Origin of the sequence: Lactococcus sp. SK2-659 (genome assembly GCF_020218185.2) — a bacterium.
GTDB lineage: Bacteria > Bacillota > Bacilli > Lactobacillales > Streptococcaceae > Lactococcus > Lactococcus lactis.
Genome location: NZ_JAIWQZ020000001.1, coordinates 670,939 through 697,613, shown reverse-complemented (window position 1 = coordinate 697,613; position 26,675 = coordinate 670,939). Strand labels below are relative to the sequence as shown.

At 34.6% G+C, this 26,675-nt stretch carries 25 protein-coding genes; 4 read left to right on the top strand and 21 right to left on the bottom strand.

Annotation, left to right across the window (positions count from 1 at the left end):
• Positions 1 to 92 precede the first annotated feature (92 nt).
• The 12 genes from LDP15_RS03255 to gltB all read right to left on the bottom strand — a co-directional run bounded on the left by LDP15_RS03255 (position 93) and on the right by gltB (position 13,100).
• Positions 93 to 812, bottom strand: coding sequence for a pseudouridine synthase (locus LDP15_RS03255; RefSeq protein WP_003130202.1), 720 nt, complete (start codon positions 810 to 812; stop codon positions 93 to 95).
• The gene (gene scpB, locus LDP15_RS03250; protein ID WP_012897880.1) at positions 799 to 1,365 is read right to left on the bottom strand and encodes an SMC-Scp complex subunit ScpB; all 567 of its coding nucleotides are present in this window, start codon (positions 1,363 to 1,365) and stop codon (positions 799 to 801) included. Before scpB ends, LDP15_RS03255 begins: the two co-directional genes overlap by 14 nt.
• Positions 1,358 to 2,086 (bottom strand): segregation/condensation protein A, encoded by a 729-nt coding sequence (locus LDP15_RS03245; RefSeq protein WP_015426507.1) that lies wholly within the window; start codon positions 2,084 to 2,086, stop codon positions 1,358 to 1,360. The genes scpB and LDP15_RS03245 overlap by 8 nt, the downstream gene beginning before the upstream one ends.
• 29 nt (positions 2,087 to 2,115) lie before the next feature.
• On the bottom strand, positions 2,116 to 2,832 hold the full coding sequence (gene xerD / locus LDP15_RS03240) for a site-specific tyrosine recombinase XerD (RefSeq protein ID WP_010905864.1): 717 nt from the start codon (positions 2,830 to 2,832) through the stop codon (positions 2,116 to 2,118).
• Positions 2,810 to 3,271, bottom strand: coding sequence for a cyclic-di-AMP-binding protein CbpB (cbpB, locus tag LDP15_RS03235; RefSeq protein WP_010905865.1), 462 nt, complete (start codon positions 3,269 to 3,271; stop codon positions 2,810 to 2,812). Before cbpB ends, xerD begins: the two co-directional genes overlap by 23 nt.
• 30 nt (positions 3,272 to 3,301) lie before the next feature.
• Complete coding sequence (locus tag LDP15_RS03230; protein WP_015426508.1) at positions 3,302 to 3,805, bottom strand: metallophosphoesterase; 504 nt, start codon at positions 3,803 to 3,805, stop codon at positions 3,302 to 3,304.
• A 53-nt stretch (positions 3,806 to 3,858) separates the two neighbouring features.
• Positions 3,859 to 4,464, bottom strand: a complete 606-nt coding sequence (locus tag LDP15_RS03225; RefSeq protein ID WP_015426509.1) for a nucleoside-triphosphate diphosphatase — start codon at positions 4,462 to 4,464, stop codon at positions 3,859 to 3,861.
• Positions 4,465 to 5,280, bottom strand: coding sequence for a glutamate racemase (racE, locus tag LDP15_RS03220; protein ID WP_015426510.1), 816 nt, complete (start codon positions 5,278 to 5,280; stop codon positions 4,465 to 4,467).
• Positions 5,281 to 5,434: 154 nt separating this feature from the next.
• Positions 5,435 to 5,674, bottom strand: coding sequence for a YneF family protein (locus tag LDP15_RS03215; protein WP_003130191.1), 240 nt, complete (start codon positions 5,672 to 5,674; stop codon positions 5,435 to 5,437).
• A gap of 151 nt (positions 5,675 to 5,825) precedes the next feature.
• Complete coding sequence (locus tag LDP15_RS03210) at positions 5,826 to 7,085, bottom strand: diaminopimelate decarboxylase (RefSeq protein ID WP_015426511.1); 1,260 nt, start codon at positions 7,083 to 7,085, stop codon at positions 5,826 to 5,828.
• 115 nt (positions 7,086 to 7,200) lie between these two features.
• A complete protein-coding gene (locus LDP15_RS03205) occupies positions 7,201 to 8,640 on the bottom strand; it encodes a glutamate synthase subunit beta (protein WP_015426512.1) in 1,440 nt (479 codons plus the stop codon).
• Positions 8,640 to 13,100, bottom strand: coding sequence for a glutamate synthase large subunit (gltB, locus tag LDP15_RS03200; RefSeq protein ID WP_015426513.1), 4,461 nt, complete (start codon positions 13,098 to 13,100; stop codon positions 8,640 to 8,642). The genes LDP15_RS03205 and gltB overlap by 1 nt, the downstream gene beginning before the upstream one ends.
• Positions 13,101 to 13,268: 168 nt before the next feature.
• On the opposite strand from gltB, the gene LDP15_RS03195 reads away from it, so the two are divergent.
• Complete coding sequence (locus LDP15_RS03195; RefSeq protein ID WP_015426514.1) at positions 13,269 to 13,880, top strand: sugar O-acetyltransferase; 612 nt, start codon at positions 13,269 to 13,271, stop codon at positions 13,878 to 13,880.
• A gap of 33 nt (positions 13,881 to 13,913) precedes the next feature.
• On the opposite strand, the gene LDP15_RS03190 is transcribed toward LDP15_RS03195, so the two are convergent.
• Positions 13,914 to 14,936 carry a branched-chain amino acid aminotransferase gene (locus tag LDP15_RS03190; protein WP_015426515.1) on the bottom strand — a complete coding sequence of 341 codons (1,023 nt, stop codon included), beginning with the start codon at positions 14,934 to 14,936 and terminating at the stop codon, positions 13,914 to 13,916.
• 160 nt (positions 14,937 to 15,096) lie between these two features.
• Between LDP15_RS03190 and LDP15_RS03185 the strand changes: the two genes are divergently transcribed.
• Positions 15,097 to 15,843, top strand: coding sequence for a mechanosensitive ion channel family protein (locus LDP15_RS03185; RefSeq protein WP_003130180.1), 747 nt, complete (start codon positions 15,097 to 15,099; stop codon positions 15,841 to 15,843).
• 111 nt (positions 15,844 to 15,954) lie between these two features.
• On the opposite strand, the gene LDP15_RS03180 is transcribed toward LDP15_RS03185, so the two are convergent.
• From LDP15_RS03180 to LDP15_RS03150, 7 genes are all read right to left on the bottom strand, one after another.
• Positions 15,955 to 17,355: a glutamate decarboxylase gene (locus LDP15_RS03180; protein ID WP_136122585.1), complete on the bottom strand. Its 1,401-nt coding sequence runs from the start codon at positions 17,353 to 17,355 to the stop codon at positions 15,955 to 15,957.
• 19 nt (positions 17,356 to 17,374) lie between these two features.
• Positions 17,375 to 18,886 carry a glutamate:gamma-aminobutyrate antiporter gene (gadC, locus tag LDP15_RS03175; protein WP_225513459.1) on the bottom strand — a complete coding sequence of 504 codons (1,512 nt, stop codon included), beginning with the start codon at positions 18,884 to 18,886 and terminating at the stop codon, positions 17,375 to 17,377.
• A gap of 143 nt (positions 18,887 to 19,029) precedes the next feature.
• Entirely contained in the window at positions 19,030 to 19,860 is an 831-nt protein-coding gene (locus tag LDP15_RS03170; RefSeq protein ID WP_225513460.1) for an Rgg/GadR/MutR family transcriptional regulator, read from the bottom strand.
• Positions 19,861 to 20,411: 551 nt separating this feature from the next.
• Entirely contained in the window at positions 20,412 to 21,188 is a 777-nt protein-coding gene (locus tag LDP15_RS03165; protein ID WP_136122586.1) for a ribonuclease HII, read from the bottom strand.
• Between the two features lie 105 nt (positions 21,189 to 21,293).
• The gene (ylqF, locus tag LDP15_RS03160; protein WP_136122587.1) at positions 21,294 to 22,142 is read right to left on the bottom strand and encodes a ribosome biogenesis GTPase YlqF; all 849 of its coding nucleotides are present in this window, start codon (positions 22,140 to 22,142) and stop codon (positions 21,294 to 21,296) included.
• A gap of 222 nt (positions 22,143 to 22,364) precedes the next feature.
• Positions 22,365 to 22,910 carry a GNAT family N-acetyltransferase gene (locus tag LDP15_RS03155; RefSeq protein WP_225513461.1) on the bottom strand — a complete coding sequence of 182 codons (546 nt, stop codon included), beginning with the start codon at positions 22,908 to 22,910 and terminating at the stop codon, positions 22,365 to 22,367.
• Positions 22,911 to 23,002: 92 nt separating this feature from the next.
• Entirely contained in the window at positions 23,003 to 23,734 is a 732-nt protein-coding gene (locus LDP15_RS03150; protein WP_042230411.1) for an alpha/beta hydrolase, read from the bottom strand.
• Positions 23,735 to 23,929: 195 nt separating this feature from the next.
• Between LDP15_RS03150 and LDP15_RS03145 the strand changes: the two genes are divergently transcribed.
• Both LDP15_RS03145 and LDP15_RS03140 read left to right on the top strand, forming a co-directional pair.
• Positions 23,930 to 24,691, top strand: coding sequence for a DeoR/GlpR family DNA-binding transcription regulator (locus LDP15_RS03145; RefSeq protein ID WP_015426523.1), 762 nt, complete (start codon positions 23,930 to 23,932; stop codon positions 24,689 to 24,691).
• Positions 24,684 to 26,069 (top strand): Xaa-Pro peptidase family protein, encoded by a 1,386-nt coding sequence (locus LDP15_RS03140; protein WP_015426524.1) that lies wholly within the window; start codon positions 24,684 to 24,686, stop codon positions 26,067 to 26,069. The genes LDP15_RS03145 and LDP15_RS03140 overlap by 8 nt, the downstream gene beginning before the upstream one ends.
• 64 nt (positions 26,070 to 26,133) lie before the next feature.
• Here LDP15_RS03140 and LDP15_RS03135 read toward each other — a convergent pair whose 3' ends face one another.
• A complete protein-coding gene (locus LDP15_RS03135) occupies positions 26,134 to 26,661 on the bottom strand; it encodes a DUF805 domain-containing protein (RefSeq protein ID WP_015426525.1) in 528 nt (175 codons plus the stop codon).
• Positions 26,662 to 26,675: the final 14 nt, after the last annotated feature.

The following is a 26,675-nucleotide window of genomic DNA, read 5'->3' as shown; positions in this document are numbered from 1 at the left end:
ATAGCACAAAAATAGTTTGCTTATCAAGAATAAGATTTGCTTAAGAAATAAAAAAACAACTCTTTATCAGAATTGTCTTTTATAATAATCAGTTAATTTCCTTGGGCTGCATTAATCAATTGAGAAACTTCTTTTTTACTCAAACGACGAAATTGTCCTGTTGGAAGTCCATCCAATGTAAGAGTTCCATATTGAATACGACTCAATTTTTGTACTGGAAGTCCTGCAGCCGCAAACATTTTTTTAACTTGATGATTTTGTCCTTCATGGATAGTTAAACTAACAATCGAATGATTTTTTGTTTTCTCTTGTTTGATAATCTCATAACGGGCGGGACTAACTTTTTTACCTTCAATAGTCATACCTAAAGTTAAAGGACGCAAGTTTTCTTTGTTCGCTTGGCCTTCTACCTTAGCAACATAGACCTTATCAACACCATGACGTGGGTGAGTCATCATATTCGTAAACTCACCGTCGTTTGTAAGCAAAAGCAAACCGCTTGTGTCCCAGTCCAAACGTCCCACAGGATAAATACGTTCTTTAACTTGAGGCATTAAATCCATTACCGTTTGACGTCCTTTGTCATCGCTAACTGAAGAAATATAGCCTCTTGGTTTATTTAGAAGATAATAAACGGGTTCTTCATTATAAACTGCTACTCCATTAACTTCAACGATATCTCCAGTTGAAACTTGATAACCCAAGTTTGTCATTGGAACATTATTTACCGTTACTTTTCCCGCTAAAATTAGTTCTTCTGCTTTACGTCTGCTTGCCACACCTGCATGGGCCAAATATTTATTGATTCTCATTTTCTTCACTTTCGTTAAATAAGGTTTGTTCTTCTGCGATAAATCTTGACTCATCTATTTCAGGTAATTCATCTAAATGATTAATCCCAATATAGTCTAAGAAAAATTCAGTTGTTGCATAAAGACTCGGACGTCCTGGTGCTTCAACTTGTCCGACCTTTTCAACCAAATCAAAAGCACGAAGTGTTGAGAGAACACCTGAGGAATTCACTCCGCGGAGCTGATCGATTTCGAGTCGAGTTAAAGGTTGCTTATAAGCAATAATTGATAAAACTTCAAGAGCTGATTTTGACAACGATTGATTAAGAGGAGTTTTGGCATAGTTTTTAAGAATTTCTGCAAACTCTTCTTTTGTAGCCATACGATATTTACCTGCAGTTTCAATAATCGTTAAAGCAGATTCTTCATCAGAATGATATTTTTCTTTTAAGTAATCAATTTGTTGCTGACAAGCTTGTTTAGACATTTCTGTCAATGCTGACAATTCTGCCAAGGTTAAACCAGCTTCGCCAGATACAAAAAGTAAGAGTTCACAACTTGCTGTCTTATTCACTAGTTTCTTTTCTTTCTAAAATAATTTCTCCAAAAAGCTCTCCTTGAGAAAAAGAAATCTGTTGATTTTTGATTAATTCTAAAAGAGCCATAAAAGTGGTGACGAGTTCATCTTTATTAGTAGAGCTAGAAAACAAATCTGAAAATTTACATATTTTTTGTTCTGTAAATCTAGTACTTAACTCTAAAATCTTATCAGCGATTGTAAATTTCTCAGCTGCTATTTTTGTATTCTCGTCTTGAAAATGTTGTCTTTGCAACTCAAGAATTTTAGTAAAAGCTAGAAATAAATCTAAAGCAGATTTATCCTGCAAAAGTACAGTTTCATCAGTGATAATTTCTGTCTTAGCTTTTGAATAAAAATGACTACGTTCCTGATGAAGTTCATCTAAATCTTGTGACAACATTTTATATTTCCGATATTCATCAATTTGAGCCAATAAATCATACTCAAGTTGTTCTGTATCTTCAATAAAAGTTTCGGTAACTGTCGGTAAAAGTCTTCTTGATTTAATTAACATCAGTTGACTTGCCATTAACATGTACTCTCCAGCTACTTCCAATTCAAGTTTTTTCATGGTTTGAATATAGATAAGATATTGCTCAATAACTGGTACCAATGGAACTTCAAAAATATCCATTTCATACTGACTTACCAAATGCAATAAAAGGTCGAGAGGACCCTCGAAGTTTTTAATTTTTATATTGATTTCTTTAATCATATTTTACATAATAAAAATAGTGTAAATTCCTATCTATAATATTTTTCAAGCGTTGTAATAGTTGTTAAACCAAGTAGAGTTGCCAGTTCATAAATTGACTTCCCTGCTTTAACCTGATGCAAGATATACTGTTCTCTAATTTCTTTGGAAGAATAGTTCGTAAATTTTTTCAATTCAGTATAAAGAAATTGACGAGATTTTGCGAATAATTCATCAGCATTATTAATGGCTTTAACTCTTATGGCAAATTTTTCTCTAATTGGTAAAACTCGTTTTATTCCGGCTTTTTCAATCGTGAGATATTTAAAGTTCCAATTAAAATTTTCCCATTTCAATTTTTGTATCTCAGCAAAATTTAAACCAAATTCTAAAATTAATAAGGCTAAAAATTGTCCTGGACAGGTCAAAGGACCATAGAACTCAGGAAATTCCTTAATCATTGGATGATAACTTTGAGCAGTCTGTGATTTTTTTTGAACGACTTGTTTAATTTTAAAGTACTGGTCAACTTTTTGTCGTTGATACAGGAAAAGCAAATATTGATTTGCACTCGAAATCTTCCTTCGCTGTGCTGCTGGCGAAAGATTACTAATTTGAATTTTGTAAAGTTCTAAGTTTTCTGTTGTGAGTGACTTATCTTCAAAGAAAGCCTGCAAAGAAACTAAATCATAATGGTAATTTGAACGAGTATTCTCTGAAAAATTTCTGCTTGCTAAATACTCGTCAATCTCGTTTGGTAATTTCATAATATTTTGTAAAGTCGTGAGCAAAGGCACTAAAGGCCTTTAATATTTCTTGCCTAACAACAATCCCCATAAATTCCTGTCTTTTGACTACTGGGAGAAATGGCTCCTTAATTAATTTGTGCATCATTTCTTCCAAGGTTACTGATGGTCCAACTGTTTGAACATCTTTATTAACTATTTCCGAAATTGATGTATTATGTAATTTTTCAAAAAAGAAATTCTGTTCCATTTCAAATTCAACGATTTCTGTTAAACCCAAAACACCAACGTATTCTTTTTTTTCATTTAAAACTGGAACTCGTGAATACTTATACTGACTAAGCATCAGTTTGGCATGAGCAATATTATGCTCAGCATAAAGTACAGCAACATTTGAGGCAGGAATCATAAAGGTTTCACTTTGATTCAAGATAAAATCCTCAATCTTTTTATCAATCATGCAAATTACTCCTTAAAGAGCTTTGTAGACTTAGAGTCTGAACTGTAGTTCCGGGATAGGTTCATGTTGCAGATTTCGATAAGAAACTTTGAACTCTTCTCCTTCAATCTCAATTATAGCATACATTTTGATATCATACTTCCCTCTAGGTTGTGCAACTGAACCTGGATTTACATAAAGTATATTATTAATTTTTTGTGCTACTGGTTGATGGATATGTCCAAAAAGCGCGATATCTGCGTTCTTTTCCTCAGCAAAATAAGAATAACGGTCTAATCCTAAACCAACATAAAAAAGATGACCATGTGTAATTAATACCTTTTTTCCTTCAACTTCTTGAGTAAGAAATTCATGATATCCACTATCATAATCACAGTTCCCAGCAACAACAGTTATTCCTTGCCAAATTTCATCAGAACTAGGAAGTTCAGAATCTCCACAATGAAAGATAGCCGTTGCTTCATTCAAATATTTTGATTTTATGGATTCAACCACATCGCGGTCATAATGTGAATCAGACATTACTACAAACATAAGCATCCCTCTTTTACATAATTATAATTATATTTATGTTAATTTATTTAAACTTATTTGTCAAGCCACTCAGGAAGTTCAGCCATCAATTTTCTCAAGGCTTGTCCGCGATGAGAGACTTGATTTTTTTCTTTTTCTGATAATTCCGCGGCTGTTCTAAAGGCATCAACCATGAAAATAGGATCATAGCCAAAACCATTTTCTCCTTTAGGAGCGAGAGCAATATAACCATCCCAATCTGCTTCCACAACTAAACTCTCACGGTCAGGTTTTGCCGCCACAAGCGTAGTATGAAAATGTGCGCTTCTACGTTCTGGAGTAATTGCCGTTGGAGCGAGTTCATGCAAAAGTTTTGCGATATTTTTCTCATCAGTAGGATCCGGAGCTGAGAAACGATGCGACCAAATGCCAGGCAAACCACCAAGAACATCAACACAAAGTCCTGAATCATCGCCAATGACTACTTGCCCAGTAATTTCAGCGATTTGTTCTGCTTTTAAACGAGCATTTTCTTCAAAGGTTGTTCCAGTTTCTTCAATTTCAGGAAGTTCTGGATAATCTGTTAAATCTTTGATTTCATAACCGAAATCAGCAAATAATTTCTTAAATTCTTTTGTTTTTCCTGAATTTCTTGTTGCGATTATAAGTGTTTTTTCCATTTATTTTTCCTTATTGAAATTCTCTATTTCAGTATGTTCAATCTGAAGTTGTCCGATGTTTAACCATTTTTCTGCAATTTCTCGAAATGAATTAACGCCCGCAGTAGTAAAGAAACGATGCTCTAGTGGTTGACGTTCTTGTCCATTTATTGAAAAATAGTTGAGCAAAACAGAGATATCTCGTACAGCTTCTGCTCCAGAATCAATCAAACGTACCTCTTTTCCCATTGTTTCTTGGATTAAGGAACGTAAGAGAGGATAGTGAGTACATCCGAGAATTAAGGTGTCTACTTTTCCAATTAGTGGAACAAGACTTTCTGATACAACTTTTCTAGCAATTTCAGATTCCATTTCATTTGATTCAACGATTGAAACAAATTTTGGACATGCTAGGCTATATACTTCTACTGCTGATGATTTACGAGCAATTGTTTTATGATATTCATCTGAACGAATCGAAGCTTGAGTGGCAATTACACCAATTTTGTTTGTTTTTGTTTTTTGAATCGCTGAGCTTGCTCCGGGTAGGATGACACCAATCACCGGTATATCTAGTTTTTCTTTTACAATTTCTAAGGCCATCGCTGTTGCTGTATTACAGGCCATTACAATCATTTTCACATCTTTTGATAGTAAAAAATTAACCATGTCCCAAGTGAACGCAATGATTTGTTCACGACTACGCGGACCATAAGGAGCTCTTCTTGTATCTCCTATGTAGACAATTTCTTCATTTGGGAGTTGTCTAAGGAGTTCGCGAGCAACAGTCAGTCCACCAACACCAGAATCTAAGAGGCCGATTGGTCGATTGTCCATTTTTCTTCTCCTTTTAAAATATCTAATTCAAATTCTCTCTTATCCAAAATCTGTATTTTTTAATATAATGGATACTTTATTTATGATGATAAAAGCAAACGCTGAGAGAGTTTAGAACTTGTGTTCTACTGCTTCGCTCAGCGTATCTAATAGCTTATTTTTTGTTTGTGTCTGATTGCTTTGCAGCAGCACGAATTTGGCGAAGAACTTGTTGGACTTGAACTTCACTTGGTTTACGTCCCATAGATCCCATCATAAGACGAACAGCGTCTTCATTAAGGGGTGGGTTATCCATAAGTAATTTTTTTGTTTGGCGTTGTGAGAACCATGTTCCCAAGAAAAAACCTGCCAAAAGGCATACAACCATAAGCAAAATAGCTAAGATTAAATTCATTTTGAATCTCCTAATTTTGGCGAAACGCTTTCGCCATTGATGACATCTTATTATATCAAATTTTAGTCCTTTTGTCAGCACTTTATATTACTGACAGAAAGGATAAATGAGGCAAAAGTTACTGACGGAGCTGTCAGTAACTTTTTATTTCTCAAATTGTAAAATCAAAACCATCTAATGTTGCAAAATAATCAGCTGGCTTCTCTGCTCGACGAATTAAACGAGTCTTTCCATCTTCTTGAAGCAAAACTTCGGAACTTCTTAATTTAGCATTATATTGATAACCCATTGAGAATCCATGCGCACCAGTATCATGAATCACTAATAAATCTCCTATTTCTATTTTAGGAAAGGCTCTTTCTTTTGCAAATTTATCATTATTCTCACATAAAGAACCTGTAATATCATAAATTTCAGTCGCTTCATCATTTTCTTTTCCAGCAACTGTGATGTGGTGATAAGCATCATAAAAGGCTGGACGCATCAAGTTAACTGCTGATGCATCAACGCCAACGTATTTTCGATAAGTTTCTTTAAGGTGCAAAACTTTTGTAATCAAATGACCGTGTGGAGCTAGCATAAAACGTCCCAATTCGGTATAAATTTTTAGATTTTCTATTCCGTTAGCGCTCAAAACTTCTTCATAAGCTTCGTGAACACCTTGACCGATTTTGGCAATATCATTTGCCTCCTCATCAGGACGATAGTTCACACCAATTCCGCCTGATAAGTTAATGAAATCAAGGGTAATTCCAGTTTCTTCTCTAATTTCTAAAGCAAGCTTAAAGAGCTTGCGGGCAAGTTCTGGGTAATAATCATTTGTCACTGTATTTGAAGCCAAAAAACTATGCATTCCAAATTTTTTCACGCCTAATTTTTGCAAATCTTTAATTCCTTGGATGAGTTGGGCTTTTGTCATTCCGAATTTAGATTCTTCTGGATTATCCATAATTTTTGTTCCCATAGCAAAAACTCCACCGGGATTGTATCTCAAACTCATTGTTTCCGGAAAAATAAAATCTGTCAGATTTTTCAAAAATTCAATATCTTCATAGGCATCAAGATTGATTGTCGCACCCAATTGATTAGCAAATTGAAATTCTTCAGCTGGAGTATCGTTTGATGAAAACATCATCTCAGAGCCGTCAAACCCACATTTTTCGGAAAGTAACAATTCGACATAAGAGGCGCAATCAACGCCACACCCCTCTTCATGAAGAATTTTTAAAATAGCTGGTGTGGGTGTCGCTTTCACAGCAAAAAATTCTTTAAATCCTTTATTCCAAGCAAAGGCTTTGTGAAGGTCACGCGCTTTTTGACGAATTCCTTTTTCATCATAAAGATGAAATGGTGTTGGAAATTCCTTTGTGATTTGTTCTAATTGTTCTTTTGTTACAAATGGTGTCTTCATCTCTCACCTCATTTTTAGATTATTTATAAGTATAGCATATCATCAAAAGCTTGGACACAAAAAAGTTCCTGCCATTTTTACTGACAGAAACTTTTTTTACTGACAGAATGATAAATTATGCTGTAGCGACTTTTATTAATTGTTCATCAACAATTTCGGCTGTTTTTCTTCCTTCACGGATTGCCCAAATAACCAAAGATGGACCTCGTCTGGCATCGCCTGCGACTAGAACTTTGTCATTATTTGTTCGATAATCATCATAAATTTCTTGAACACCAAATTTATCCAATAATCCTGTGTCAGTCCCAACAAATCCCATAGCAAGTAAAACTAAGTCAGCTTCAATTACTTGTTCAGTCCCTTCTACCGCCTTGAAGTCAGGTCCAACTTTGGCTACTTTTAAACCAGTAAGTTGACCTTCAGCATTTGTTTGAAAAGCTGTTGCAGTCATTTGATAGGTTGTCAAATCAGTATTTCCCACAAATTCTGCTTCTTTTTGCCCATAACCTGCTCTCAAGGTCATTGGCCACTCAGGCCAAGGGTTGTTATCTAAACGATCAGTGGGTAAACTTGGTGTGATTTCTAATTGAGAAACCGATGCTGCTCCTAAACGAACTGCTGTTCCGATACAATCGTTCCCTGTATCTCCACCACCAATGACTACTACTTTTTTTCCTTTTAATGATTGACTAATATTATCTTCGCCCTCTTCAAGGACAGTTTTAGTCGTTTCTGTCAGAAAATCAATGGCAAATCGAATTCCAACTGCTTCACGGCCTGAAATATTTAAATCACGTGGAATTCCTGCGCCAATCGCCAAAATAATTCTATCAAAATTTACTGACAGGTCTTCGTAACTGATTGTCTTTCCAATCTCAGTATTGGTGACAAAAGTCACACCAAGTTCTGTCATTAAATCAATCCGTTTTTGAACGACTTTTTTATCCAATTTCATATTTGGAATGCCGTACATCAATAAGCCGCCCAAACGATCTGATTTTTCAAAAACAGTAACGCTATGTCCCAATTGATTAAGACGCCAAGCAGCTGACAGACCGGCAGGTCCAGACCCAATAATCGCTATTTTATAACCTGTCGGCTCCGCCGCTTTGCCAATTTCAGCCACCCAACCTTCATCATTTCCTAAATCACCCAAGAAACGTTCATTATCTTTAATGGTTACTCCTGCACCGTTTAAGGCCTCGGCACAAGATTTTTCACAAGGAGCAGGACAGACTCGCCCGGTAAACTCTGGAAAAGGATTGGTTAAAATCAAACGTTCATAGGCTTTTCTTTGTAAACCACGATAAATCAAATCATTCCACTCTGGGATGTGATTATCATTTGGACAACCTGAGACAGCTCGTTTGCCCCCATAAAATATCCCTTGATGGCAAAAAGGAACATCACAATGCATACAACGTGCCGCTTGTTTTTGTCGTTCTTCAGTAGATAAGGGAACTTGCAATTCAGCAAAATCCTTTATCCGCTCCGCTAATTCACGGTAAGGATTATCATTTCTTGGATAATTTAAAAATCCATTTGGATCAGCCATTAGCTCACCTCCGTTACTTTTTTAAAGGTTGTCATCGTAAGTGCTTCGCCTGACAAACCTGTTTTAGCCAAATCTTCTTCAATATTTTTAATATGATGATATTCTCTTGGATAAACTTTGACAAATTTTTCGCGTTCTGTTTGCCAATGTTCTAAAATAAATTTTGCTTTTGCTGAATCAGTATAATTCAAATGTTTCTTCAATAATTCTTCTAAAACTTCATCACCTGAAGTTTCATCTAAAGCATAAAGATCTACCATTTCCCGATTCACTTTATTTTCAAAATTGCCAGCGACATCATAAACATAAGCGATACCACCAGACATCCCAGCTGCAAAATTACGACCTGTTGTGCCAAGGACAACAGCGATACCACCAGTCATGTATTCACAACCATGGTCACCCGTTCCTTCCACAACAAAATGTGCTCCTGAATTTCGGACACCACAACGCTCACCTGCACGACCTCGGAAATAAGCTTCGCCACCGATAGCCCCAAAGAGCGAAACATTCCCCACAATAGAAGTATTTTCAATATCATAAGCGGCATCTAGAGGTGGTTTTACAATCAAACGGCCCCCTGACAATGATTTTCCAATATAATCATTGGCTTCGCCAATCAAAGTAACCTCCATACCAGCGGTTGCGTAAGAGCCAAAGGACTGGCCAGCAACCCCTTCGTATTCATAGCAAACAGAAGCATCTTTTAGACCAAAATTACCATAACGTTCAGCAATCCAACCTGCCATTCGCGCGGTCGTTGTTCGATTAATATTTTTAATCGTGCCATGAACCGTTGCCTGAGAACCATTATTAAGTGTAGCCTCCGTGAATTGGTCTAATTCTTTCCAAGCACGAGGATTAGCAAAAGGATCACTATGCCTTGTTGCAATCGGTAAGGCATGACCAAGCATACGGCTAAAGTCCAAACCTCGCATTTTAGCTGGTAAATCTTCTTTAGCTTGCAAGAGCTCGGCATGACCTACCAATTCATTGATTGTTCTAAAACCAAGTTCGGCTAAAAGTTCTCGAACTTCCTCAGCCATAAATTCCATTAAACGCACAATGTGCTCTGGTTTTCCAGCAAAATTTGCTCTTAATCTAGGATTTTGTGTGGCAATACCTACCGGACAAGTATTTAAATGACAATTTCTTGTCATGATACATCCAATCGCAACCAAAGCTAAACTACCAAATGAATATTCTTCAGCACCTAGCATTGCAGCAATCGCAATATCTCGACCTGTGACTACTTTACCATCAGTTTCCAAAATCATTCGGTCACGTAAATTGTTCAAACTAAGCGTTTGATGTGCTTCTGCCAGTCCCATTTCCCAAGGGAGACCTGCATCTCTTGTTGAGTTTCTAGGACTTGCTCCAGTTCCACCATCATAACCAGAAATAACAACTTTATCAGCTCCGGCTTTAACACACCCTGTAGCAATTGTTCCAACACCAGTCGATGAAACCAACTTAACGTTGATTTTTGCATAAGGATTAATTTTTTTCAAGTCAAAAATAAGTTGCGACAAATCTTCAATGGAATAAATATCATGATGAGGCGGTGGTGAAATTAAACTTACCCCTGGAGTTGAGTTTCGAACTTCTGCCACCCAAGGAAAAGCTTTTTTACCTGGCAATTGCCCACCTTCACCTGGCTTAGCACCTTGCGAAATTTTAATTTGAATCTCTTCGGCAGACATTAAATAAGCAGCTGACACACCAAATCGTCCAGAGGCGACTTGTTTAATTTTAGAATTATTGATTGTGCCATAACGTTTTGCATTTTCACCACCTTCACCCGAATTGGATTTTGCACCAATAGAGTTCATGGCTTGAGCAATACATTCGTGAGCCTCTTGTGACAATGAGCCAAATGACATGGCCCCAATTTTGAAACGTTTAACAATTTCACGAGCTGGTTCTACTTCGCTCATCTGAATGGACTTCCGATCAGATTTGATTTTCCAAGTGTGACGTAAGCTTGTCGGCGATTTTAGAGCAATATCATTTAGATACTGACTATATTTTTTATATTTTTCAAAATCATTTTGACGGACAGCATTTTGAATTTGGTAAATCATTTGTGGGTCATAGATATGATGTTCTCCCTCATCCGCCCGGTATTGGAAAGAACCGCCTGTTTCCAATAAATCCTGTGCCCGATGTCCATAAGCTTTCTCATATCGTAAACGATATTCGTCCTCGATTTGGGCAAGAGAAAGTCCACCAATTCTTGTACTCGTACCTGTGAAGTACTTGTCAACGACTTCTTTAGATAAACCAATTGCTTCAAAAAGTTGAGCCCCTTTATAACCGACAATTGTTGAAATCCCCATCCGGCTCATGACCTTAACAATACCTTTTTCTGCCGCATGACGGAAATTTTCAAGTTGTTCAGGGGCTCCCATACCCCAGTCTGAAAGGGTTGCGTATGCACCATAAGGATGAATTCCTGAAACGCCATAACCTACAAGCGCTGCAAATTGATGAACTTCACAGACCTCAGCTGTATCTACAATAATTGCAAATTTAGACGCATTATGACGTCCTAACATATAATGATAAAGTCCTGACAAAGCAAGTAAAATAGGCATTGGTACTTTATTTTCAGCAAAGTCACGGTCAGAAAGCACGATAATAGTTGTTCCTTGATTAATCAAACTTTCTGCCTTATAAAAGAGTTTGTTCAATGCATTTTCTAAAAGATCATCCTTATCATATAGGGTGGAAATAACTTCTGTATGATAATGTTCTTCCTTCAATGCTAAGATTTTTTCAAAGTCAGCCGTTGAAAGGACTGGACTGTCTAATTTTAACTTACGAACATTTTCACCTGTGATTTTTGCTGGATTCCCATCTTCTCCCAAATAGGTTTCTGTTCCAATGACAATTTGTTCCCTAATCGCATCAATTGGCGGATTGGTCACTTGAGCAAATTGTTGTTTGAAGAAATTATAGAGTGATTGAGCTTGGTCAGATAAAACTGCCAAAGGAGCATCAAAGCCCATTGAAATTGTAGGTTCATTGGCTGATTCTGCCATTGGTAAAAGTACTGTCCGAATGACTTCGTCAGTATAACCAAATAATTTCCATAGGGTATTCATTTTTGCTGACGGAATTGGATTTGTTTTTTCACTTTCTGTCAGTGCTGACAGTTTCTTCAAACCAGCTGACAGAAATTTTTGGTAGGGATATTTATTAGCATAATAACTCTTAACTTCTTCATTACGAATAATTTTTCCTTCGTCAGTATTGACTAACAACATGTTACCAGGTCCAAGAACTGATTTTTCAATGATTTCATCGGCTGGGATATCAACCACACCAGATTCGCTTGACAGAATGATAAAATTATCCTTTGTCACAAGATAACGACTTGGTCTTAAACCATTCCGATCAAGTCTTGCCCCAACAGTTTTTCCGTCAGTAAATACTAAAGCTGCCGGACCATCCCAAGGCGCAATATGAGCAGTTGAATATTCGTAAAAAGCTTTCAATTCTGGACTTAAGCCAGTTTGTTCTCCCCAAGCCTCAGGAATCATGGTCAGTAAACTTTCTGGAAGTTCTCGACCATTTCGATAGAAATACTCCATACAATTTTCTAATTTGGCTGAATCAGAATTTTCTTCATTGTACATTTCAATATCGTTGACTTTCATCCAGTTTTCAGCTCCGCGAAGCGTGTTAATTTCGCCATTATGTGCTAGAAAACGAAAAGGTTGAGCCCGATTCCAAGAGGGAAAAGTATTGGTAGAAAAACGGCTATGTGTTAGTGCAATATGACTTTTGAAATCTTCATCAGACAAATCAGGATAAAAGAGTTTTACTTGATACGCGTGAAGCATTCCCTTATAAACAACCGTCTGACTAGATAATGAACAAATATATAATTCCTCTTCGTCAAAACGTTTTTCAAGATTTCGTCTGATAATAAATAAATCATTTTCAAAATTAGAAATTTCGCTGACAGCTTTTTCAGATGATTTTTTCTCAATAAAAACTTGAACAAAAGACGGCATAATTCCTTGAGCCGTTGCTCCACATGCTTCAAAATTAAAAGGAACTGTGCGCGTGAATAAGACTTCATATCCTTGAGCCTTAACAGCTGCCTTAATCGCTTCTAATTCTTGATGTTTTTTATTTTCCTTACGCGATAAGAAAAATTGCCCTACGGCATAATCACCAAGTTTTGGTAGTTCTACATCATGTTCTTTTGCAATTTTACGAAAGAATTCGTCAGGCAAAGCAAGTAAAATACCTGCCCCATCTCCGGTTTCTGGTTCAGCACCCGTTCCACCACGATGATTCATCCTTGTTAACATGGTCAGCGCTCTCTCAACTAAAAGGTGACTAGCTTTACCGTCAATTTGGGCAATGAAGCCCATTCCACAAGCATCCGATTCAAAATCAGGCTGCCAAAGTGTCGTTTTCATGGCTTGTTTAGCTTTTTTATTCATAACACAACCTCTTTTATTTTACAATTTGGTTCTTTTATTCTACTAAAATTTTTATGAAATATCAATATATTCTGACAATTATATATAAATGTAATTTTTAGTAGCTTTATCAAAACTATAAAAACCCTTACAATTGACAAAAAGAGACTAAAATCATAAGATAAAAGAATGAATAAGGAACAATTAAAGACACTAATTAATTCAGGAAAAACATACGATGACGCCGATTTAGACTTGTCTGAATATCGTAACCATGCCCTTTTTGAAAGCCGCCGTTATAATCAAAAAATTAATAACAATGAGGGTTATCATCCAGAAATCTTAAAGAATCTTTTTGAACATTTAGGTAAAAATCCTTATATTGAATCTAATTTTCGCTGTGAATTTGGCTTCAATATAAGAATTGGCGATAATGTCCTCATTAATCATGATATGATTATTTTAGACTGTAACCAGGTCACGATTGGCAATAATGTTTACTTTGGCCCCCGTTGTGGTTTATTTGCTGCCAATCATTCGGAAGATCCAAGTTTAAGAACTGCTGGTGGGGTCTATTCAAAGCCGATTACGGTTGGGAACCAAGTCTGGTTGGGGGCAAATGTCAGCCTTCTTCCTGGTGTAAGCATTGGTGACAATAGTATTATTGGTGCAGGAAGCGTCGTTACCAAAGATATTCCAGAAAATGTGATTGCTGCTGGTAATCCTTGCCAAGTGATTCGTCCAATTCGAACAGAGGATCAAGAATGGATTAAAAAAGATAAATTATTTATTTCAAAATAAAAAAGCTAAAGAGTATTCTTTAGCTTTTTAAAATTATTCAACTTTAACTATCCAGCCTTCTGGTGCTTCAACATCACCAAACTGAATGCCAACCAACTCATCATATAAACGTTTAACCGTTGGTCCTACTTCTGTTTCTGAATGGAAAATATAAGAATCTTCTCCATCGTCGATACGACCAATTGGAGAGATAATTGCTGCTGTCCCACAAGCTCCTGCTTCAACAAATTTACCTAAATCTTTGGCATAAACTTCACCCTCAATCGCTTTGAGCCCCAAACGATGTTCAGCTAAATAAAGAAGAGAATATTTAGTAATTGAAGGTAAGATAGATGGACTCAATGGTGTGATAAATTCATTATCAGCTGTAATTCCAAAGAAATTCGCTGCCCCAACTTCTTCAATTTTAGTATGTGTGCTTGGGTCAAGATAAATCGCATCTGCATAGCCTGAAGCTTTGGCACCAACTTCTGCTTGTAAAGAAGCTGCGTAATTTCCTCCAACTTTGGCACCACCTGTACCAAGTGGAGCCGCCCTATCATAATCTCTTGAAATTACAAATTTTGAAGGAGCCAATCCGCCTTTAAAATAAGAACCAACTGGCATAGCAAAAACGGTGAAAATATATTCATCAGCAGGTTTTACCCCAATAACATCACCAACCCCAATCAAAAGTGGACGGAGATAGAGCGTTGCACCCGTTCCGTAAGGAGGCACAAAATCTTCGTTGGCTTTCACCACTTGTTTAACTGCATCAATAAACATTTCAGTTGGAACTTCTGCCATGCAAAGTCGACGCGCCGTATTTTGCAAACGAGCAGCATTTTGGTCAGGACGGAAAAGTTGGATTGAACCATCCTTTGTTCGATAGGCTTTTAATCCTTCAAAACCTTGTTGACCATAATGCAAAGCAGGTGATGATTCACTAATATGAAGTTGATTATCTCCTGTTAGTTCTCCAGCACTCCATTTTCCGTCTTTAAAACGAGCGATATAACGAAAAGGTAAGTTCCGATAGCTGAATCCTAAATTTTCCCAGTCTAAATTAATTGCCATAACATCCTCCAAATTTTTTTGTTATAATAGATTATATTATTTTCTGTAACATAAAACAAGAAAATATTCATGAAATTCGGTAAAAGTTCAAACAATTTTTTCAAATATAGTCAATTTCTCTATAAATGAATTTATAAAATTACTGAACAAAGGAGCAAAAATGAACTTATTAAAAACAAACTGGGAAGACTTTGGTTTATTTTTATTAGATAAAGCAATTACAATTTTATTAATTAGTATTCTTTTTTTTATTCTCTATCAAGCCGGCTCTCGTATCGTTAAACGCTTATTTAAAAATTATAGTGAGCAAAAATGGACAGATACTTCGAGAATCTTAACCCTCTCTCGACTGACAACCAGTGCCATCCATTATCTTACAGTTTTTCTTTATATCTATACTGTTCTAGGAGTCATCGGAATTCCTGTTGCAAATATCCTTGCTGGTGCTGGTATTCTCGGAGTTGCTCTAGGTTTCGCTGGGCGAGATTTAGTCGCTGATATTATCAATGGCTTCTTTATAATCGTTGAACATCAAATCAACGTTGGAGATACTGTGGCTTTTGCTGGCCTTGACATTGAAGGGGTAGTAAAAACTGTTGGAATTCGTTCAATTACAGTAATTGGCGCTGATGGCGCAACGACTTTTATTCCTAATCGAAATATTGCTGCCCTCAAAAACTACTCATACAAAGAAAGAACTGTTAATCTTGATGTGCCAGTAACAAGTGAAAATCTGATTGAAAGAAAAAATCAGATTATGGAAGTTAATGCAAATTATCCTCAACTTAAATATTTAGGAATTATCAACATTGAAGACAAACTCTTCTTAAGAACAAGTTTAACAGCCCCATTATCTAAGATTACTCCTTTAAAAATGGAGATTTTAGATAAATATTATGAAAAATAATCACTGACAGACTTATGACTAAATAGAAAAAACAAAATTTATCATCAAAATAAAAGCGATATAGATTAACTATATCGCTTTTATTTTTTCCTAAGATGAATATCAATTTTTTTAGTGAGTAAAGCCATATGTTTTATTTTCAGGTTCCTCATGGTATAGAATATGAGCATTATTTAAAGCCTCAATTGCTTCTTGCATATCTTGAACATAGTTAAATGCCATATTCATCCCAAAATCTGCTCGAATCACTAAACGTTGAATGATTTCATTTTCCAAATTTTTGGGAAGTGGATAAGCAGGCACTTGCCATCCCTTCATTAATAAACGGTCTGCCAAATCATAAAGATTCCAAACCCGATTTGAATCTTCTTTTAATTTATAGCAGACAATTGGCAATTGTGACCCATCGTTCATAATTTCAAACATTCCAGTTTTTTCAATTTCTTTTGCTAAAAACATGGCGACTTTATGCGTTCTCTCATGAATAGCTTTATATCCATCAAATCCATAACGTACAAAATTATAATATTGACCAATTAATTGAGAGGCACTGTGAGAAAAATTAATGGCCATCGTTGGTAGTTCTCCTCCAAGATAACTTACTTTAAAAATTAATTCTTCTGGTAAATATTTTTTGTCACGCCACAAAACCCAACCTACGCCAGGATAAACTAAACCATATTTATGACCTGAGGTATTGATTGAAATGACATTTTTCAAACGGAAATCCCACTCAAGTTCTGGCTCAACAAAGGGAGCATAAAGTCCTCCTGAAGCAGCATCTACGTGAATATAAACTTTGTAATCTGTCTGTTTATTATATTCTTCAATCAAATTATCCAAAGCTTTGATATCATCATAACGACCAGTATAAGTAATCCCCATAATACCAACTACCCCAATCGTATATTCATCAACATAATCCATCACTTTATCCAAATTGATTGACATATGTTCTCTATCCATTGGCACTTCTCGCATTTCAATATCCCAATAAACACAGAATTTTTCCCAGCAAACTTGATAACCAGATGAAATAACTAAGTTTGGCTTTTTCGCATTAATGTCTAATCCCAATTTTTCTGCTCGCTTGCGCCAAGAAAACTTCATGGCCATTCCACCAAGCATACAAGCTTCTGAAGAACCAATTGTTGAAGTCCCCATAAATTTTTCTTTTTCACTCGCATTCCAAAGGTCAGCGATCATGTTGACACAACGGTTTTCAATTTCAGTTGTTCTTGGATATTCCGATTTATCAATCGCATTTTTTTCCAAGGTCTGACTCATTAGCTTGACTGCTTCAGGTTCCATATAAGTTTGACAGAATGTGGCTAAATTTAAACGAGCATTCCCTTCATCTAACATTTCATCTTGAACTAATTGATAGGCCACTCGAGGCTCAATTGATTGTTGAGCTAATTTATATTTAGGCAAATCCACTTGTTCACTTTCTGAACCAAAAATTGGTTCCAAGAACTCTGCTTCATCGCGATTTTCTTTTCCGTATAACATAGGTACATCCTCCAATTTTTTAATGTTTTAAGATATGTTCTTCTTTTTTAATAATATGATGCTCACCACGAGCTGCTGGATAAATCGCGGGGTTCACATCTCTTGCTTTAAAGTGCCTTGGTTCTTCAATAGTATCATGTCCCCTTTTATCATGCAATTCATAAACAATAAATAGCAAGATAGCAGTCACAACAAAACTTATAAGAAGTATCATTTTGTAAGTATGAGTCTCATTTTTCGCAATTGATGCTGGAGGAACAAAGGAAATAAATAGAGCAAAAATTGATAATAAAAATCCAATTCCCGCAATGATTGTTTTTCCAACTCTTTTACCTGGAACATTATAAGTGCGCTTTAAATTTTGTTTTTTATAGATTAAAACAAAGTAACCAATAAAAAATAAGAGATAACCTACCAAATAAATCACTACTGTCAGTGAAATGGCAACTAAGAAAGATAAATTATTTCCTCCTCCTCCAAAAGTTAATACAGCGCCCCAAAGTGTAACAATGATTCCTTGAATCATAACTAGCGGAACAGGGACTTCATGCGTATTTGTTTTACGTAAAAATTTTGGTAATAAGCCTCTTTGTGCTGCTGCAAACATCCCTCTAGAAGGACCAACAACCCATGAACTCACTTCTCCCATAACCCCAAAGGCAATCATTAGTGCAATTATTTTAACTAACCATCCCAAATGATGATTAAAATGTAAGATTAACGTTTGAAAAGTTTGAATTACCCCTGCACTTAATGATAAGTCTTTTTGAGGAATAACCGCTGCTACAGAAAATCCACCTATGGCATCTAAAGAAATAGCTAAAATTACTAATAAAATCATTGCTAAGGGATAATTTCTCTTTGGATTTTCAAGTTCATTAATGTGCGAAGCTGAAGCTTCTACCCCCATATAAGCAAGAATAAAAGAAACAAAAACTACTAAAGTTGATAGTTGTGAAAAATCTGGGACAAAAGCATGCTTATTAATTGGTATCTCTATAGGATTACCTCCGATAAAATATGCCGCAGCTAACCCAAACAAGATAATCGATGGAATCACTATTCCAACTACGAAACCAGCTTTTACCAATTTAGCAGTTCTTTGTGTCCCACCTAACTGAGAAAATGTCAATCCCCAAAAAATGATGAGTAAACCAATAAATTTAATCAATGGATCTGTATTAAGTGCCTGAAAATTTAACACATAAGAGAGGGCCCCTAAAATGAAATAGATCATAGTGACAAAGCCAACTGTAATTTGGAACCACTGAAAAAATATGGCTGCAAAACCAAAGCGCTCCCCTAAAGTTTGGCTCACCCAACTAAAAATTCCACCATTTTCCCAACCTTCAACCGTCGCCATTTCTGCTGCACAGAGCGCTACGGGCAAAAACCAGAGTAGTCCTCCGAGAAGTAAAAAGAACACCAAATGTAATTTTGACGTGGCAAAAGTTGGATACTCATAGACAGTCAAAACCATTGAAGCGGTTAATGCAAAAAAACCGAATAATGATAATTTTTTTTGATTCATCATACCTCCTTATATTTATGATTGAATTTTTTAAAAGACATGTTATATAGCCTCATACAACTCATCTTCATTTTCTAGTATATGCTCCAGAATAAAAAAAATCTCTTTTAAACTGTTGCTTTAAAGCAACAGCTCAAAAGAGACTAAATTGACTTTTTCAAATACTTTTCCATTTTTTTCTGATAGAATTCTTTTATCTTCATTCCTCCAAATTCTTCCAAAGTTTCAAGCGCATAATTTATTTTTACTTCTCCCACTTCTGCATTTTCAAAATTAAAAATAATGATACCTCTGGCAAGATGTCTTAATACTTCAGAATATAAATCAACACCTACAGTTCGATATTTTTTAGTCATTTCTAAAATATTTTCGGCTTTTGTTCTTTCTCCATTAGCCGCGTATATCGCAACGCTTTTATAGGCTATTTGCAATAATCTCCTTCTATATTTTAAGACTCTACAGTAATTTTCACATCTTTTGTCAAAGTTAAAGAGCAACAATTCCAATTGATTGACATTGAGATAATCAGATACAAAATAGAATAAAGTTAGTTCAAAATATCCCCACTCTTCAATATTACAAAGATAAGTTTCAATTTCCTTAACTTCTGTCTGACTAATAGTCCCAAGCTTCGTTTTAACGGTAATCATCAGTAAATGATTCCCCGTTTCTTTAACTTCAGAATATAACTCTTTTATTTTATCTCGATTTTGACTAAATTCAGCTTTTTCCAATTCTAATATAAAAAATTCTTGGAAATTCGGCATATAATTATTTACTATCAATTCGTACTCAGCTAATGGAACTTGCATTTCTTCTAACATCAAATCTATGCGCTCAAAACTCATCATACACTTTCCATGTTCAAATCTAGATATATTTGAACGGTCTATCCCTAGTTTACTAAAGTATGATAATCCTAAATTCTTTTGGTTTCGTAACTTTTTAAAACAATCTCCATATTTTTTATACATTCTCAACCTCCCCAAACTATTACTTTTATTGTTTTTTCAAGATTTATAACAGTTCATTAGTTATACTCTTTAATCAGTATGTCAATGTAGCTGTTTTTTATGTATTTAAGAAATTACGCAATTGAGATTATAACTTATTTAGGACTTAATCGTCAAATTTATACCAGTTCATACAAAAGTATATCTTACATAATTTATAATAAAAAACATTTATATTACTTTATATTTCTCTTAGGCTATTAAAGAAAACAGTTTAAAAGCTTATACTGGGCTCATCATCTGCTCTGTTAGAATTTTTATATAAGACTTTTGTTAAAATAATTATTATTAAAAAATATTGGAAATTATAACAGATGTAACTATACCAATTTAAAATATTTTATTAATAACTAATTCTATAAAAAACTCCTTTTATTTATTATGTCATTTAGGTTAATATAAAATTAGTTTTTTATTAAAAAAGGAATAGCCTAAATAATTACTGACAGACCTGTCAGCAAAAAAACGTGAACAGATAACGTTCACGTTTTACATATTTTTACTGACAGAATCTACGATTTAAAATTGACCATAGTTTTAATCGGCTCATAGGACTTGCGATGAATTCTTGTGATACCATACTTTGTTAGAGCTTCAAGATGTTTTGCAGTTCCATAACCTGCATTATGTTCAAAATCATACTCAGGAAATTCCCGAGCAAGCTCTTTCATCATTTCATCACGAGTTACTTTAGCAACAATTGAAGCCGCCGCAATCGAGGCTGAGCGAGCATCCCCGTGAATAATTTTTGTCTGTGCAATAGGTAGATCCAAAACCATAGCATCAATTAAGAGATGCTCAGGTTTAACAGATAATTTTGATACTGCTTGAATCATTGCAATTTTTGTTGCTTCATAAATATTTACTTCATCAATTTTTTCCGCATCAACAATCCCAATCCCTATTGCTAAAGCTTTTTCTTGAATTTCGGATAGAATAGCATGATGTTTTGATTTTGGCACTTTTTTACTATCATTTAAACACCGAATTTTACAATTTTTAGGTAAAATGACTGCTGCAGTCACTACAGGACCAGCAAGCGGTCCACGACCAACTTCATCAATACCTGCAATTAATTGAATTTCTTGACCATAAAGTTCTTTCTCAAATTCCAACATTTGTTCCAAACGAGCATCTTCTGCTAACTCTGCTAAAATTTGTTTTTTTCTACTTTTAAGTGCTGCTTGAACCCCAGCCCGTTCATCTGCTTCATACTCTAAGAATTCTTTTGCTGACACGTCTGTCAGTTTGGCTAAGGCCGCTTTAATTTCTTTAATGGTTTGTCCCATTTTACTCACCAACTCTCAAAAATTACTGACAGCTTTTCTGTCAGTAATTTTACATAATATTATTTATGTTATAAGCGCTTAAAATCTATCAATATAATTATAAACTCATAGTCCATCAACTCCAACTTCATCCAAACAGAACAAGCCCAATTTTCCATCCCGGACATCTTTGACAAACATATTATAGAAACGATCATAATCATCACGGAAACCAAATCTTGCGGTCAACTCCATGATTAAGTCTGGAATTTCAAGCTCCAAATCTTCTTCTGTCATTCTATATCGTTTCATTGTGACTGTTCGATAATTCTTCAAAAAATAATTTAATCCAAAAATTGTTACCTCATCCATAGGCAATAAATCATCCTTAATTGCCCCAGTCAAAGCTAATTTTAAACCAACAAGTTGATCTTCAAATTTTGGCCAAAGAATACCTGGTGTGTCCAATAATTCTAATTCTTTATTAGTTCGAATCCATTGTTGACCCTTAGTCACCCCTGGACGGTTCCCAGTCACTGCAACTTTTTTACCTGCTAAGCGATTCATCAGAGTTGACTTCCCTGCATTCGGAATTCCGATAATCATTGTTCGCAAAGTAGTATGAGCAATACCGCGCTCCTTATCATGAGCGACCTTATCTGCCATCAATTTTTTAGCAGCAACAGTTAATCTTTTTGCTGTATATTCTTCTTTAGAATTAATGGCTAAAGTTATAAAACCTTGATCATCAAAATATTCAATCCATTGTGCTACTGCATTAGAATCAGCTAAATCAGCTTTATTTAAAGCAATAATTCTTGGTTTATCCCCAATAATTTGCCCTAACATCGGATTACGTGAAGAAATAGGGAGACGAGCATCAACCAATTCAATCACAAAATCAACATATTTTAAATTTTCTTGCACCTGACGACGTGCTTTGGACATATGCCCAGGAAACCATTGTATCACCATATTAATACTCCTCAAATCAACTGTAATCTCTACAGCTTTTATATATTTATAATTTCACATTCAGATAAGAATCAAGACTTAGCTGAGTTTTTATTCTACTAAAAGAATACAAATTTGAATTCTAATTTTTGCCCTCTTTTAAACCCAAAAGAATATAAAAAATGGACAAAGATTACCTTATCCATTTTAGCATTTTTCAACTTTTTTTGTAATCCTCAATTTTCAGGATTCAGATTTTCCGATTTTTAATAAATCAAGACCCAAAGTTAATTCTCTTAAGACCTTTTTAAAAACCTCTACAGAGAAAGAGGGGGATGTTGTCAAAGTTAAGAAAGTTTCTCCCCTATCAGTAATTGTGTAGTCTGTATCATAAAAACCATTCTTTTTATAGAATTTTAGACGTTTTACTCTCTGTTCATAATTATCTGCACTCGGATCAAGTCTCTCAATGTTCAAAGTAATATTTTTACCTGAAAATTTTTCTTTTAAAGTTTCTAAAATCGCTGAACCATAACCTTTAGACTTAACCTGATTATTAACTGCTAAATATAAAACAAAAGTCATCTCTTCATGACTCACAAGGTAAGAAACACCACAAAATTCATCATTTTGATAGTAAGCCCAGAAATGTACATTTTTCTTCAAGGCCCAAAGTTTTAGCAACCAAATTGGATATTGTTCTTCTTTAGGAAAAGAATTTTTAACTAAATCTATGACTTGACGATATTCCGGTAAAGTTTTAGATACATTTTTTATTTCTAAATTCATTATTTCTCCTCTACTTTAAGGGTAATATATCGATTATATCAAAAAAGATTTAGAGGTCATAATGAAGTCCTTTTACTATTAGTATAAAATATCTAATCTAGTCTTATAAGCCAATTCTTTAATGTTTGAAAGATTGCTTCTTGCTGTTGAAGATTAGAAATTGACGCCTTTTTATCTCCTTTTTGAAAACCATAGCTCCCAAATCCACTATGGTTTCCACCTTCTATAGTAATATACTTCGTTTGTTGTGGAAGATATTGTTTCGCCTTTTGATATGATGACCAGTTTAGGACCCCATCTTGAGAACCAACTATAGATAATATTCCTCCATTAAAATTAGTTAGACTTCCTTTTTTATCAGGATAACTAGCTAAAAAGAAAACTCCTTTTAATGATGAATCAGATATTCTTTTTTCTGCAAACCGACTTGCAATTACCCCACCTAATGAATGGCCACCGACCACATAATTATTGATTTTATTCGCTTTAATAATTGAGGAAGCTTTATCTGGATTAAACACTGCTAAATTTAAAGGTTCTTTTATTAGATAAACCGTATATCCTGCTTTAGCAAGTTTATTTGCCCAAATACTATAACTCTTATTATCTACTAGGGCCCCCTGATAAAAGATAATGCTTGTTTTATTAGGATTTCCTTTAAATACAAGGGTATCATTCTGAACTTCAGCTTTTTGTGAAATTTTTAAAGCTTCAGAAGTGGGATGATAGCTATTCGTCTTAAGGTAAAAAAATATAAACGTAGCAATTATCAGTATTACCACTCCCGAAAAACTTAAAATTTTCTTTAACTTACTTTTTTTCATTCTTACTTCATTCTCCATATTGATATTATAATTATTATAACATGACAACAAAAACTAAAACGATTATATATTTATACTAATAAGACAAATAAATAAATTGCACTAACTTGCATTTTTAGTGTAGTTTTAATTAAATAATTGCAGTTTATTGCTTGTTCTCATGCGCTATGTTATGATAGTTAAAAAGGAGAGAGAATGTTATTAGAAGAAAGACTATCAAAAATTAGCCAAATCGTTGATAAAGAAGGCAGTGCCACAATTGATTTTCTAGCTCAAAAACTTGAAGTTTCAAAAGATACAATTAGGAGAGATTTAATAAAGTTAGAATCCAGAAAAAAATTGCATCGAGTTCACGGTGGAGCAATTCCAATCGGCAAAGAGGCTGAGATTTTGAATTATGAAGAACGCTCAAATATTTCCAGCAGTTTAAAGAAAAAAATAGCAAGTAAAATAAAAAATCTCATAAAAGATCATAGCACTCTTATTTTTGATTCATCAACAACCGTCGAAGCTGCTATAAAACAACTTGATAACTTCTCTATCTCAACCATCACAAACTCCCTCACCAATGCAATATTACTTTCGAAGTATGAGAAGGCAACTGTACAACTTCTTCCCGGAAAATTAAACAAGAATCAACTATTCTTGTACGGCGCGGAAACCGTTGAAAAACTCTCTCAATATCAAGTTGATTATACAATTTTAGGCGTTTTCGCTCTTTCTAATAATGGTTTATTTATTCATACTGAAGAGGAAGGCCTCGTCAAAAGAAAAATGATTCAACAAGGAAAGCAAGTCATAGCCTTAGCAGATCATACCAAACTTAATAAAGAAGGATTCTTTAAAATTTGTGATTTAAAAGAAATAGACTATCTCATCACCGATGAAAAAATTGAAGGTGAATTGATGAATAATTTAAATGATAATAATGTGAAAGTGGTGACTATAAATGAATAAAGAAATTGTTTACGAAAAAATAAACGAACCAAAGCTCTTTAATAATGTTCCACCGGTTATACTAACGGACAAAACATTAAAGGACCGAAAAGAAAAGCTTTTAACAATAATGGCTAAAGAACAATACGATGCATTAATTATCTATGCAGACAAAGAACATGGCAGCAATTTTGAATATTTTACTGGATTTATTCCACGTTTTGAGGAAGGATTACTCATTATTGATAAAAATGATAAAGCCACGCTTGTTTTGGGTAATGAGAATTTAAAAATGTCTAAACACTCAAGAATTGAAGCTAACCTTATTCATTACCCTCAATTTTCTTTGCCAAATCAACCCATGGATAACGAAAAAAGTCTAACTCAGATTTTTAAGGAGTTAGAACTTTATAAAAACAAAAAAATTGGCTTGATTGGCTGGAAGATGTTTACAACACAAAATGAAGAGCCTTCAGAATTATTTGATCTTCCCTACTTTATCGTAGACGCAGTAAAGAATTCACTCTCAACAGATACAATTTTAACTAACGCTGCTCACCTCCTCATTGGTCCAAAAGGAATTCGGACGATAAACAATGCAAACGAACTCGCGCATTATGAATATGGAGCTAATCTTGCCTCTCGTTGCATTCTAAATGCCATGAATCAGCTTAAAATAGGAATGAAAGAAAGTGAAATTGGCGCAATACTCTCTGACGAAGGACAAGCCCATTCTGTAATTACAATTGCAGCTTCTGGAGAAAGATTTAAAAAAGCCAACTTCTATCCCACTTATAAAGAAATAAATTTTGGAGAACCAATTTCAATGACAACAGGTTTCAAAGGAGGCTTGTCTAGTCGAACTGGTTTTTTAGTCAATGAAGAAAAAGATTTGCCAGATAATCAAAAACAATATCTTACTGATCTTGTCATTCCTTATTATAAAGGAGTCGTTTCTTGGCTAGAAAATATTTCCATCGGAATGTTAGGAAATGATTTCTATAAAATGATTGATGAAAATTTGCCAAAAGCAAAGTATAATTGGCATTTAAATCCAGGGCACTATGTCGCTGATGAAGAATGGATGGCCTCTCCTTTCTATAAAAATTCAAAAGTGAAAATTGCTAGTGGAATGATTTTTCAAATTGATATTATTCCATCTGTAGAAGGTTTAGCAGGCGTAAGTGCTGAAGAATGCGTAGCTATTGCTGATAAGTCACTTAAAAATGAACTTAAAAATGAATATCCCGAACTATGGCAAAGAATTATAACACGAAGAAACTACCTCATAAATGAATTAAACATCAATTTAAGTCCAGATGTGCTTCCTTTATCAAATACAGTGGGCTACCTAAGACCTTTCCTCTTAGAAAAGTCGAAAGCCTTGAAAGTTAAATAAAGTTAATACTTATAAAAAAGAAGAATTCTATTCGGCAGAATTCTTCTTTTATTTTCACATAAAACTATCTTTCACCTTTTGAGCAAAAAAAGAATTGACTAATTCTATTTTTAGAATTAGTACAACATATTTGGGAAGGCATTAAAGTAATCAAAAACATTGATGAACTTATAACGATAAGAAAATCAATAATAATATTTTGTTTCAGATGAATTATAAAACCTAGAATCACAATTAGTACCAATAAACAGAATATCAAAATTATGCCACTTGCTCTTAACCCGACATCACGCCATCTTCTAACAGTCATCGTAATAACTGGGACAAGTAAAAACAAATAGATGATTCCAATAATAAAGATTGGTATATTAAGAAATGTACTCTCCATTATTTCTTGAACATTTCCTCCACCTGAAATATTCATTAAAGAACCAAAAATTAAGTAAGATAAAATGACTGTTGGAATGATCGAAAGTATTAATAAACTTAATATGACATACCAAAAATCCAGCCGACTCGTTTTACCTTTAAAATTAAAATATTCTCTAAAAAATTTTTTATAGGCATTGACTAAAACAACTTCTCCAACCATTGCCCCTCCTTTTT